At 72.0% G+C, this 11,958-nt stretch carries 10 protein-coding genes; 2 read left to right on the top strand and 8 right to left on the bottom strand.

Going from position 1 to position 11,958, the window contains the following annotated elements:
- Positions 1 to 66: 66 nt before the first annotated feature.
- Complete coding sequence (locus ACIGXW_RS03470; protein WP_399569326.1) at positions 67 to 2,463, top strand: phosphoketolase; 2,397 nt, start codon at positions 67 to 69, stop codon at positions 2,461 to 2,463.
- A 156-nt stretch (positions 2,464 to 2,619) separates the two neighbouring features.
- Positions 2,620 to 3,549, top strand: coding sequence for a hypothetical protein (locus ACIGXW_RS03465; RefSeq protein ID WP_399569323.1), 930 nt, complete (start codon positions 2,620 to 2,622; stop codon positions 3,547 to 3,549).
- Positions 3,550 to 3,557: 8 nt separating this feature from the next.
- On the opposite strand, the gene ACIGXW_RS03460 is transcribed toward ACIGXW_RS03465, so the two are convergent.
- The 8 genes from ACIGXW_RS03460 to ACIGXW_RS03425 form a co-directional block, all read right to left on the bottom strand.
- Positions 3,558 to 4,364 carry a hypothetical protein gene (locus tag ACIGXW_RS03460; RefSeq protein ID WP_399569320.1) on the bottom strand — a complete coding sequence of 269 codons (807 nt, stop codon included), beginning with the start codon at positions 4,362 to 4,364 and terminating at the stop codon, positions 3,558 to 3,560.
- Positions 4,365 to 4,417: 53 nt separating this feature from the next.
- Positions 4,418 to 5,425, bottom strand: coding sequence for a RimK family alpha-L-glutamate ligase (locus tag ACIGXW_RS03455; protein ID WP_399569318.1), 1,008 nt, complete (start codon positions 5,423 to 5,425; stop codon positions 4,418 to 4,420).
- A 42-nt stretch (positions 5,426 to 5,467) separates the two neighbouring features.
- Entirely contained in the window at positions 5,468 to 6,649 is a 1,182-nt protein-coding gene (locus ACIGXW_RS03450) for an ATP-grasp domain-containing protein (RefSeq protein ID WP_177338537.1), read from the bottom strand.
- A 58-nt stretch (positions 6,650 to 6,707) separates the two neighbouring features.
- Complete coding sequence (locus tag ACIGXW_RS03445) at positions 6,708 to 7,727, bottom strand: TauD/TfdA family dioxygenase (RefSeq protein WP_399569316.1); 1,020 nt, start codon at positions 7,725 to 7,727, stop codon at positions 6,708 to 6,710.
- Positions 7,728 to 7,746: 19 nt separating this feature from the next.
- Positions 7,747 to 8,862, bottom strand: a complete 1,116-nt coding sequence (locus ACIGXW_RS03440; protein WP_399569313.1) for an aspartate kinase — start codon at positions 8,860 to 8,862, stop codon at positions 7,747 to 7,749.
- A complete protein-coding gene (locus ACIGXW_RS03435; RefSeq protein WP_399569310.1) occupies positions 8,859 to 9,902 on the bottom strand; it encodes an aspartate-semialdehyde dehydrogenase in 1,044 nt (347 codons plus the stop codon). The genes ACIGXW_RS03440 and ACIGXW_RS03435 overlap by 4 nt, the downstream gene beginning before the upstream one ends.
- 70 nt (positions 9,903 to 9,972) lie before the next feature.
- A complete protein-coding gene (locus ACIGXW_RS03430) occupies positions 9,973 to 10,668 on the bottom strand; it encodes an HAD-IA family hydrolase (protein WP_071966281.1) in 696 nt (231 codons plus the stop codon).
- Positions 10,669 to 10,729: 61 nt separating this feature from the next.
- Complete coding sequence (locus ACIGXW_RS03425) at positions 10,730 to 11,956, bottom strand: MFS transporter (protein WP_399569308.1); 1,227 nt, start codon at positions 11,954 to 11,956, stop codon at positions 10,730 to 10,732.
- Positions 11,957 to 11,958: the final 2 nt, after the last annotated feature.

Raw genomic sequence — 11,958 nt, 5'->3', positions numbered from 1 at the left:
GGCGTGGTGGGGCGGAGCCCGCGCATCAGGTCGCGGAAACGGTCCCCGAGCGTTGCGGAGGCAGTCATGCGGGACGTCACGACACCGGCCCGGGCGTCGGCCACCGGTCTCACCGACGAGGAGCTGCGGGAGCTGGACGCCCACTGGCGTGCCGCGAACTACCTGGCCGTGGGGCAGATCTACCTGCTCGCCAACCCCCTGCTGACGCAGCCGCTCCACCCCGAGCACATCAAGCCCCGCCTGCTCGGCCACTGGGGCACCTCGCCCGGACTCAACCTCGTCCACACCCACCTCAACCGCGTCATCAAGGCGCGGGGGCTGGACGCCCTGTGCGTCTGGGGTCCCGGGCACGGCGGGCCGGCGGTGCTGGCGAACTCCTGGCTGGAGGGGTCGTACTCCGAGACGTACCCCGACGTCAGCAGGGACGCGGCGGGCATGGAGCGGCTGTTCCGGCAGTTCTCCTTCCCCGGCGGCGTGCCCAGCCACGTCGCCCCCGAGACGCCCGGCTCGATCCACGAGGGCGGGGAGCTGGGCTACTCCCTCTCCCACGCCTACGGTGCCGCCTTCGACAACCCCGGCCTCCTCGTCGCCTGCGTCGTCGGCGACGGAGAGGCCGAGACCGGTCCGCTGGCCACGTCCTGGCACTCCAACAAGTTCCTCGACCCGGTCCACGACGGCGCCGTCCTGCCGATCCTCCACCTCAACGGCTACAAGATCGCCAACCCGGCGGTCCTCGCCCGCCTCCCCGAGGCCGAGCTGGACGAGCTGCTGCGCGGCTACGGCCACGAACCCCTGCACGTGACGGGCGACGCCCCCGCGACCGTCCACCGGGCGATGGCCGCCGCCCTGGACACGGCCCTGGACCGCATCGCCGGCATCCAGCGCGCCGCCCGGCGGGCTGACGTCACCGAGCGCCCGCGCTGGCCCGTGATCGTGCTGCGTACGCCCAAGGGCTGGACCGGCCCCCGAGAGGTCGACGGTCTCCCGGTCGAGGGCACGTGGCGTGCCCATCAGGTGCCGCTGGCGGCCGTGCGCGACAACCCCGAACACCTGCGCCAGCTGGAGGCGTGGCTGCGCTCGTACCGGCCGGAAGAGCTCTTCGACGAGCAGGGCCGGCCGCGGCCCGAGGTGCTGGCCTGCGTTCCGGACGGCGCCCGCAGGCTGGGGGCGACGCCGCACGCCAACGGCGGCCTGCTGCTACGGGACCTGCCGCTCCCACCGCTGGAGCGCTTCGCCGTGCCGGTCGACAAGCCCGGCTCGGGCCTGCACGAACCCACCGCCGTCCTGGGCGGGCTGCTCGAGAACGTCATGGAGGCGACCGGCGAGCGCCGCGACTTCCGGCTCGTCGGCCCGGACGAGACCGCCTCCAACCGGCTCCAGGCCGTCTACCGCGCCAGCGGCAAGGCCTGGCAGGCCACGACCCTCACCACCGACGAGCACCTCGACCGGCACGGACGCGTCATGGAGATCCTCTCCGAGCACACCTGCCAGGGCTGGCTTGAGGGATACCTCCTCACCGGCCGGCACGGCCTGTTCTCCTGCTACGAGGCGTTCGTGCACATCGTCGACTCCATGGTCAACCAGCACGTCAAGTGGCTGCGCGTCTCCCGCCGGCTGCCCTGGCGCCGCCCCATCGCCTCCCTCAACTACCTCCTCACCTCCCACGTCTGGCGCCAGGACCACAACGGCTTCTCCCACCAGGACCCCGGCTTCATCGACCACATCCTCAACAAGAGCCCCGAAGCCGTACGGGTCTATCTGCCGCCGGACGCCAACACCCTGCTGTCCGTAGCCGACCACGCGCTGCGCAGCCGCGACTACGTCAACGTCATCGTCGCCGGCAAGCAGCCCTGCTTCGACTGGCTCGACCTGGACCGGGCCCGCGCCCACTGCGCCCGCGGCGCCGGCATCTGGCCCTGGGCCGGCACCGAGAACGGCGGCCGCGAACCCGACGTCGTCCTCGCCTGCGCGGGCGACGTCCCCACCCAGGAGGTCCTGGCCGCCGCCCAGCTCGTCCGCCGGCACCTGCCGGAACTCACCCTGCGCGTCGTCAACGTCGTCGACCTGGCCCGGCTCCTGCCCGCCGGCGAACACCCCCACGGCATGACCGACGCCGAATACGACGCCCTCTTCACCCCCGACAAGCCGGTGATCTTCGCCTACCACGGCTACCCCTGGCTCATCCACCGCCTCGCCTACCGCCGCACCGGCCACGCCCACCTGCACGTACGCGGCTACAAGGAGATCGGCACCACGACCACGCCCTTCGACATGGTCGTCCGCAACGACCTCGACCGCTACCGCCTCGTCATGGACGTCATCGACCGCGTCCCCACCCTCGCCGTCCGCGCCGCCCCCGTACGCCAGACCATGGAGGACGCCCGCACCCGCCACCACGCCTGGATCCGGGAGCACGGCACCGACATGCCGGAGGTCGCGGACTGGTCGTGGGCCGGCACATGAACTCCTGACGGCGGCTGGCCGGAACCGATCGGCATTGTTCCGAACATGTCTGCGTTTCGTCTCGGACCGGCAACGGGCTGAGTGCACCGACGACCGGTCGCCGTACCCCCTGGCGACCGTCCCGGCCGACCGGGACCGAATGACCTGGGGGAAATCATGTTTCACAAGCGCGTTGCCGTAGTGGCCGCCCTCGCCGCGGCCGGCGCCCTCACGCTGACGGCGTGCGGCTCGAACGACGACGCCGCAGGCGGTGGCGGTGGCGGCGCTTCATCGCCCGCCGCCAAGGCCGTCGCCGGGGAGGGCGACCGGGCGGGCGTGGGCGACCTGACCTTCCTCAGCGGCTCGGCCAAGCAGCACGGCGCCCAGGCCGGCACCGGCGACTGGGCCACCGCCGCGGGCGCACAGGCCTCGACGCCCACGGCCCGCTCGTGGGTCCAGCTCTCCGCGTCGAAGGCGGGCGCGCTGAACCCCGTCGTCGTCAACGGCGCCGGGTTCACGCTCTACCGCTTCGACAAGGACACCGCCTCGCCCTCGAAGTCCACCTGTGACGGCGCCTGCGCGACCACGTGGCCGCCGGTCCTCGTCGCACCCGGCAGCAAGATCTTCACCGAGGGGGTGAAGAAGTCCGCGGTGGGCGTGATCAAGCGGGCCGACGGTACGCACCAGGTCACCGTAGGGGGCTGGCCGGTCTACCGGTTCAGCAAGGACACCAAGCCAGGTGACACCAACGGCCAGGGCGTCGGCGGCACATGGTTCGGCGTGACACCCGACGGCAAGAAGGCCGGCCAGGGCTCCACCGGCCGCCCGCCCGCCTCCGAGGCCGGCCGCCCGCCGGCGTCACCGGCCACCAGCGTGGTCCTCTTCGACGACAAGAACTTCGCGGACAACGGTGCCCAGGGCCTGGCGGGCAAGGGCTGCCAGAACGTCTTCCGCGACGACGTCGCCTCCTCCCTCACCACCGCCGGAACCCTCAAGATCTGGTCCGAGGCCAATTGCAAGGGCAAGTCCAAGGTCGTCAACGGCGACGTCGCGGACCTGGCCACCATCGGCTTCGACAACACCATCTCATCGGTCTTCTTCGGCTGACCTCACCCCTACCCCTCCGCCTCCCCGAACCGTGCCAACGCGAGGGCCCCCGCGATCGAGGCCGCGAAGCCCGTGACGGCGAGGGGGGCGAAGCCGGGGCGGGTGGTGTCGCCGAGCCAGAGGACGCCGAAGAGGGCGGGCCAGACGGTTTCGCCGATCACCATGGCCGCCGTGGCCGCGGTGACCGAGCCGGAGCGCAGGGCCTCGATCAGCAGGAGGTAGCCGCCGAGGCCGGAGACGACCACGGCGTAGGTGGTCGGGGTGGTGAGGACCGCGGGGAGGGCGAGGTCCGGCAGGAGGCGGACGGCTACGGCCACCAGGCCGAAGCTCAGGCCCGCCAGGCCGCCCAGGAGGGCCGCGCGGTGGTGGTGGACGCGGTGGGTGGCCGTCCGGCCCAGCAGGGCCAGGGTGAGGGAGGCGCCGAGGGCGACCAGGCGCAGCCGTTCGTCGCCGGCGCCCTCGCCCTCGCGGCCCGCGGCGATCGCCAGGAGGGCGAGGCCGGCGCAGACGGCGGCGACGGCGCACCACTCCGCGGGGCGCAGCCTGATGTCCAGGACGGCCGCCCCGACCACCGCGGTGACCGCCAGGGACGAGGCCAGCGCCGCTTCCACCACGAACAGCGGTACCGAGCGCAGGGCCGCCAGCTCGGCCACGAAGCCCAGGGAGTCCAGGGCGATGCCGGCCAGGAACGGCCACTGGCGCAGGGCCGGCATCAGCGCTCCGGCGGCGGTCCTGCGGGCCCCCATCGCCTGCAGAACCGTCGCCGCGCCCATGCAGATCGCCGCACAGAACGCCAGCACCACGCCCGAGACCATGCGCCCACCGTAAGGGCCGGGACCCGTGTTTCCGGGGATTTGCCTCCGGGCCCTTACCTCAGCTTTCCGGCGGTGCGCAGGGCGGCCAGTACCGTATTGACGGCCTCGGAGGACCGGTCCTCTCCGGTGGCGCGCTGGTGGTAGTTCAGGCCGCCCGGATTCTCCATGTTGACCTCGATCACGTACGGGAAGGCGAGATCGATGCCCACGTAGAAAATGCCGTAGCCCATCATCTGCTTTCCGAGGCGGCGGACGAACTCGTCTTCTTCCGGGGTGAGTTCGAGCGGCTCGTACCGGGCGCCGACGGTGGCGTTGGCGCGGTTGTCGTTCTCGCGGGGGAAACGGAGGAAGCCGGACACGGGGGTGTCGCCCGCGAGGATCACGCGCTTCTCGTTGGTGCGGATGTTGGGGATGTATTCCTGGACCGCGGCGTAGCGCTTGGCCATGCCGATGATGTCGCGGCCGTAACTGACGTAGCGGGAGTTCGCGTTGCCGGTCGCCGAGCTCAGCAGCGCCGAGCTGTTGCGGTCCTTTCCGTTGACGACGTAGACGTCCGCGCCGCAGCCCTCGTTGGTCGGCTTGACGACCCAGGAGCGGTCGGTGTCGGACTCGACGAGCCCGTTCAGGACGTCGTAGTCGTTCGATACGTACGACACGGGCAGGTGCTCGGCAGGCACGATGGCACCGAGGTTGATCTTCGAGTTGAGGTAGAACAGCGCGGAGGCGTCGTTGACGAACGGCACCCGCTGGTTGAGCAGCCACAGCAGCTGGAAGTAGTCGGTCTTCGCCTCGGGGTGCGTGCCCGCCAGCGCCCACACCAGGTCGAAGTCCTCGGCGGAGGCATAGGACTCGCTCAGCGTCGGGAAGTCGCCGCCGGCGGTGAATTCCTCGGACAGCTTCATCCGGTCGCACACGACGACGGAGTCGTGCACGCAGAGCGTGTCGATGTCGCCGATGTACACCTCATGGCCCTCGCGGTGGAGGGCGCTGGGGATGATCGAGTGGTTGTCGAGCTTGAATTTGTACGCTTCCGACACCAGGACCAGGATTTTGTAGGGCAACGAACTCACCTTTCTCAGTCGAAGAAGGGGCGTCAGAAGGGGTCAGGAGGCCGGGATCTCTTCCAGGTTCTCCATGAGCCAGGCCTCCGCCTCGTAGAGGCGCTCCTCCACCTGTGCGCTGTCGGCGCCGCGCACGATGACGAAGCACAGGTGCGACGCGCTGTAGAGCGTCACCGCGTCGGGCGCCAGCTGCTCGTTCACCTCGTAGTGGTGCACCCAGTCGAACGGCGGCCTGCCGGGCGCCCGCACCGGGCGGCCCTGCGGCAGGATGGAGACCGAGCCGTGCACCTCGGCCGGGGGCTCGGCCGGCGGCGGGTCGACGGGCAGGCCGCACGACTGGCGCAGCACGGCGGTGTGCAGGTCCACGCCGTAGGTGGCGCGGGTGAGGGCGGGGATGCGGTCGCCGCCGACGCGCGAGGCGATCTCGCACAGCACCAGCTCGTCCTCGGGGGTGTGGAACACCTCGAGGTGGTACGCGCTGGCCGGCGGGGTGTCGAAGGCTTCGAGGACGCGGTCGAAGAACTCCTCGAGCCTGCGGGCGAACTTCTCCTCCGGCCGCAGCTGCAGCGAGCCGTTGTTGTGGCCGGAGAAGACACCGAGGCAGCTGCGCAGATAGCGGGAGGAGGCCACGAAGCGGTAGCCGTCGGCCAGCACCGCGTCGACGTGGTACATCTGCCCCTCGATGAACTCCTCGACCATGAGGTCCTCGCGCCAGAGCCGGCGGCTGAAGGCGAGGAGGTCGTCCTCGCCCCGCAGGACGACGATGTCGCGCGAGCCGCCCTGTTTCACCGGCTTGACGACGACGGGGTAGTCGCATTCCCCGATGAAGTCGGTGAGGTCGGTGAACGCCTCGAGGCGGGCGAAGCGGGCCGTGGCGACGGTGCGGCTCGCGACCTCCTTCATGACCACCTTGTCGCGGAAGGACAGGGCGCTGGCCGAGGACTGGCCGGGGATGCCGAGGTCCTCCCGCATGCGGGCGCAGCGTTCGAGGTCGTACTCGTTGTCCGTGATGATGTGGGTGAACGGCTTCTCGCGCGCCAGCCGGCGGATCATCAGTTCGGGGTACGGGACGGCCTCGCAGTCCTTGACGTATTCGTACCGGCCCAGGCCTTCGGTGTTCCGCAGCTCGTGGTGGCTGAAGACCTGCAGGTCGCCGGCCGCGTCGGGGAACATGGCGGGGTAGTCGAGCTTGGGGCCGTAGTTGATCACTGCGACGTTGGTCATGGGCGTCGGCCTCGCATGGGGGTGAAGGGGGTCGTAGGGGGACTGCCGGGAAGAGGGGTCAGTGGAGGCGCCGGATACCGGGGGTGGCCCGGTAGCGGATGTCCCACTGGTTGCGGCGCACATAGGTCCGCTGCAGCCAGCGATCCTGCCCGTCGTAGCGCGCGGTGAACCGCGAACGGGCGTGCAGGCCCTTGCGGTTGTTGATCAGCAGTGCCTCTCCGGGGCGCAGGAACACCTCGTGGGCGACTTCCCGGCAGGCGGCCTGGAGGCGGTCGAGGGCGGACCGCGCCTCGTCGGTCATCGCGTGGACGCCGTTGGCGGCCGAGGAGACCTCGGGGCAGGCCTCGGGGCCGCTGATCATGGGTACGGGTTCGGAGAGCACCTCGGCCCCGCCCGCGACGTCACGGACGTAGCTGCCGGGGGCGTTCATGCGGAACAGGGGGCTGCGCAGCGTGCACAGGGTCCGCTCGTCGACGGCGCGGCAGATGTCGCGGGCGTCGGCGTAGTACGTGCCGGCCACCCCGTCGTGGTCGGCGCGCAGGCAGCTGAGGACGAGGAAGTCGGGGCTGGCGAGGTCGTAGCGGCCCCGCTCGTCGTGGACGATGTCGTTGTGGAAGTTGAGGAAGACGGAGGACCCCTGGTTGGTCTGGGTCATGGCGCCGCCCTCGACGGGGATGACGTCGTGCACCAGCCGGCCGTTCTTCTCGGTGGTGAAGCCGACCGGCTCCCCGAGCAGGCCGCTCAGTCCGAGCAGCACCCCCTCGGCCACGAAGGTCTTCTTGTCCGGGCTGGGGTTGCCGTCGCGCGGGGTCGCGGGCAGGTGCTCGTCGACGGGCGCGTTGCGGACGTAGCCGACGCCGGGGGTGTCGGGGTGCCGGCCGAAGTCCAGGATCCGCTGAAGGGTTTCGGTGGGCAGCTGGGCGAAGATCTGCAGGTAGCGGGCCATCGACCAGTCGATGTCGCGCGTCGGGTCGGGGGCGGCGGCAAGCGGAGCGCCGAGGCGGTCGCGGACGTCGTCCGGCAGGTCGATCCCGATGAGGGTGGGGTCCGCGGCAACCGCGGAGGCGGGGGCAGTCACGTGCGTACTCCTGCTGCGGTCAGAGGGTCGAAAGGGCGGTGGTGGAGGCGGGGACGGCGAGGTTGTCGTGGAGCTTCTGGGCGAGCCGTACCGCCTCGTCCTCGTCGGCGGCGATGTGGACGACCGGGCGGCCGCCCCTGATCTCAGTCACGGGGATGCCGACGGCCCGTCCGGGGACGAGGCCGTGGCGGCGCTGGGTCTCCTCCTGGTCCACGTAGCCGCCGATGACCGCGACGTGCGGGCCGTCCTCCAGCCGGACGGCGTCCACTCCGTCGGTGCGGAAGGCCTGGTGGGCCCGGTCGGCCGCCGTGTGGTCGGGGTAGCCGAGCACGGTGGAGCGGAGGTTGAGGACCACCGCGTCGGCCCGGGCGCCCGTGCCGCCGATGAGGGTGCCGGTGGTGAACGGCTCCTTGTTGTGCCGGCAGACGATGGTGACGCCGTGCTGTTCGGCGAGGCGTACGGAACGGCGGTGCAGCACCTTGGCGCCCTGCCGGGACATGGTGGCGGCGTCCTCGTAGGAGACGTGCTCCAGCAGCCGGGTGCCGGTGACCTTGTTGGGGTCGCAGCTGTGGATGCCCTCGACGTCGGAGTGGATCTCGCAGTGGCCGGCGCCGAGGGCGACGGCCACGGCGACCGCCGACAGGTCGGAGCTGTTCTTGCCGAGCCAGGTGGGCCGGCCGCGGCCGTCGACGGCCTGCCCGCCGGGGACGACGACCACGTCGTGCCGGGCGAGCGCGTACCACAGGGGGTCGGGGTCGATGTGCTCCAGCCGGGCCCACATGAAGGTCTCGTCGGTGGTGAATCCGCTCTCGTGCCCGGCCAGCACGGTGGCGGACCGGCCGAGGCGGTGCAGGGCCGCGGTGAGCAGGTGGGCGCTGACGGTGTCGGCGAGGGTGAGCAGGCCGGCCACGCGGTCGTCCGAGGGGTGGGGGTCGACCTCGTGCAGCCGTCCGCGCAGCTTCTCGGTCTCCCCCGGCATGGCGCTGACCACGACGGCCAGCGGCCGTCCCTCGGCCTCGACGCGCGCGGACAGGGACCGGGCCAGCTCCCCGTAGGCGTCGGGAGAGGCGAAGCTCGAACCGCCGAACTTCAGCACGGCGGGCACGGCCGGGACGGCGGGTACGGCGCGGCTCACAGCACTCCCCGCTCGGTGAGGGCTTCGGCGATCTGGATGGCGTTCAGGGCGGCGCCGATGCGCAGGTTGTCGGAGACGAGCCACAGCCAGAAGCCGCGGGGGTTGTGCGGGGCGACGCGGATGCGGCCGACGTGGACGTGGTCGGGGTTGCCGGCGGTGCGCGGGGTGGGGAAGCCGCCGATGGCGTCCCGGTCGTGGACGGTGACCTCGCTCTGCGCGGCGAGCAGCCGGACGAGCTCGTCGCGGTCGACGACGTCGGCGCACTCGATCCAGGCGGCTTCGGAGTGGCTGTTGACCACGGGGACGCGGACGCAGGTGGTGGTCACGTCGAGGTGGGGGACGCCGAGGATCTTGCGGGACTCCTGGAGCATCTTCTGCTCCTCCAGGGTGAATCCGCTCTCCAGCAGTTCGTCGATGAAGGGGATGACGTTGAAGGCGAGGGTGGGGGTGAACTCCTCGGCGGGGGCCTGGCCCCCGGGGTTGTCCAGGGTGACGCGGCTGGCCTCGTGCAGCTCGGCTATGCCCGAGTGGCCGCGTCCGGAGGCGGCCTGATAGGTGCTCACCACGGCCTGCCGGATGCCCCACCGGTCCTCGATGGGCCGCAGGAGCCGGACCAGGGGGATGGTGGAGCAGTTGGGGTTGGCGATGATGCCGCTGTCGGGGCGCCGGTCGAGTTCGTGCGCGTTGACCTGCGGGACGACCAGGGGCGTGGCGGGGTCCATCCGGAAGGCGTTGGTGTTGTCGATGACCAGGGCCCCCTGCGCCACGGCCGAGGGCGCCCACTTCCTGCTGACCGAGCCGCCCGCGGAGAAGAAGGCGAGGTCGACGGTGGAGAAGTCGAAGGTGTCCAGGGCCGCCACCGTGCAGGAGCGGCCGTCGACGGTCAGTTCGCGGCCGGCCGAGCGCGCGGAGGCGACGAGGTGGATCTCCCGGTAGGGGAAGCCGCGCTCCTCGATGAGCTCGATCAAGGTGGTGCCGACGGCACCGGTGGCGCCGACCAGGGCGATGCGGGGGGCGGTCTCGCTGGAGGTGAGGGGCATGTCCTTCTTTCCCATCCGTTCTGGTGGTGGCCTGGGGGTCCGGGGCGGGTGCGGGCGGGCACCCGCCCCGTCACAGCAGGTGTGGCAGGAGCCGGCGCAGGGCGTCGGGCCGCTCGGTGACGGGCAGGGGGTCCACGAAGTGGACGGGCGAGCCCAGGGCGGCCGCGCCGGCGTCGGCCACGCGGTCGTCGCCGATCATCGCCACGTCCGCGCCGCTGAGGCCCAGGTGGTCGTAGGCGATCCGGAACAGGCGCGGGTCGGGCTTTTGGATCTCGTGCTCGAAGGAGAGCACGAAGGCGTCGACGTAGGCGTCCATGCCGTGGTGGCGGAAGATGGGCCGCAGGTCGTAGCCGATGTTGCTCACGACGACCACGCCCACGCCGTTGCCGTGGAGCGTGCTCAGCACCTCCCGGGTGTCCGGGTAGGGCTGCCAGGCGGGGGCGGTCATGTGGCGCTCGTAGAGGGCGTCGATCAGCTCGGGCCAGGGCAGCCCGGCGGCGCGCAGGAGTCCGGTGTACGCGGCCCGGTGCCGTACGACGTCCAGGTCCCGCTCCTGCCACAGGCGCGTCAGCTCGGGGCCGGCGTCCGTGGGGGCGGGGCCGCCGGGGACGGCGCCGAAGTCCCGCAGCCGCCCGGCCCACAGGCGCACCTCGTCCTCGCCGACGGCCAGGCCGGCGTCCCCGGCGACGGCGCGCAGCCAGCTCTCCGCGTCCTCGAGGTGGAAGAGCGTGCTGGAGAAGTCGAACATGCATCCTTTGACGGCCATGCGGCCTCCTTCGTTCGTGGCGCGGTGTGCGTGGCGCTCGCGTGGGCGGGGTGCCGGGCGGTCAGGCCGTGGCCCGGGTCCGGCCGCGGTGGATCAGGTGGCCGAGCAGCGCCGCGACGGCGGCCAGCGCGGCGATCGTGGTCAGGGCCGTCGGCAGCCCGAAGCCCTCGGTGAGGAACCCGATGGACGGCGGGCCGAGCAGGATGCCGGTGTAGCCGAGGGTCGAGGCCACCGCGACGCCGTGGGAGCCGCCGAGGGAACCGGCGCTGCCGACCGCGATGGGGAAGACGTTGGCCAGTCCCAGCCCGGTCAGCCCGTAGCCCAGGAAGACCAGCCACAGGTTCGGGGCCAGGGCGCCCAGCAGCATGCCCGCCGCCGCGAGGAGGCCGCCGGCCACCAGGACGGGGGTGTCGCCGAGGCGTTCCAGGAGCCAGGTGCCCGACGCCCGGGTGAGGGTCATCAGCAGGGCGAACATGGCGTACCCGGCGGCGGCCACGCCCGGTCCGGTGTGGAGGTCCTCGCTCAGGTGCAGCGAGCCCCAGTCGGCCAGCGCGCCCTCGCCGTAGGCCGTGCACAGCGTGATCAGTCCGTAGACGGTGACGAACAGCCGCACCCGGCCCGCCGGCGGCCGGCCGTGGCCCGGCGCCATGCCGGCCCGGTCGCGGTGCGGGCTGCCGCCGGCCGTGGGTGCGGGCGCGCGCAGCAGTACGCGGCCCGCGCCGGCGGTGACGAGGAGTCCGATCGCTGTCAGGAGCAGCAGGTGCGGCAGTGGGCCCAGGTGCGGGGCGAGGATTCCGCCGAGGCCGGCGCCCACCAGTCCGCCCGCGCTGAAGGCGGCGTGGAACGAGGGGAGGATCGGGCGGCGGACGGCTTCGGCCAGGTCCACGGCCGCCGCGTTGAAGGCGACGTTGAGCCCTCCGTAGGCGGCGCCGAAGAGCAGGAGGACGAGGCCGAGTTGCAGGGCGGAGTGGGTCAGCGGGGGCAGGGCGATCGACAGCGACAGCAGGGCCGCCGTGACCACCGTCACCGGGTGGTTGCCGTAGCGCCGGCACAGCCGCCCGGTCAGCAGCATCGTGGTGACCGAGCCCACCGACACCCCCAGCAGGGCCAGCCCGAGCGCCCCGGCCGAGGCGTCGATCTGTTCCTTGATGGCGGGGATGCGCACGACCCATCCGGCGAACAGGAAGCCGTCGAGGGCGAAGAAGAGGCTGATCGCCAGGCGCAGCCCGGCCACGGGCGGGGGGTTGGTGGCCGGGCGGGTCCGGCCGGTGTCCGTGAGCTGGTCCATGG

The sequence above is a fragment of the Streptomyces sp. NPDC053079 genome, assembly GCF_044546695.1.
GTDB lineage: Bacteria > Actinomycetota > Actinomycetes > Streptomycetales > Streptomycetaceae > Streptomyces.
The sequence above is the reverse complement of the archived record's forward strand: the minus strand, read 5'-3'. Positions and strand labels throughout refer to the sequence as shown.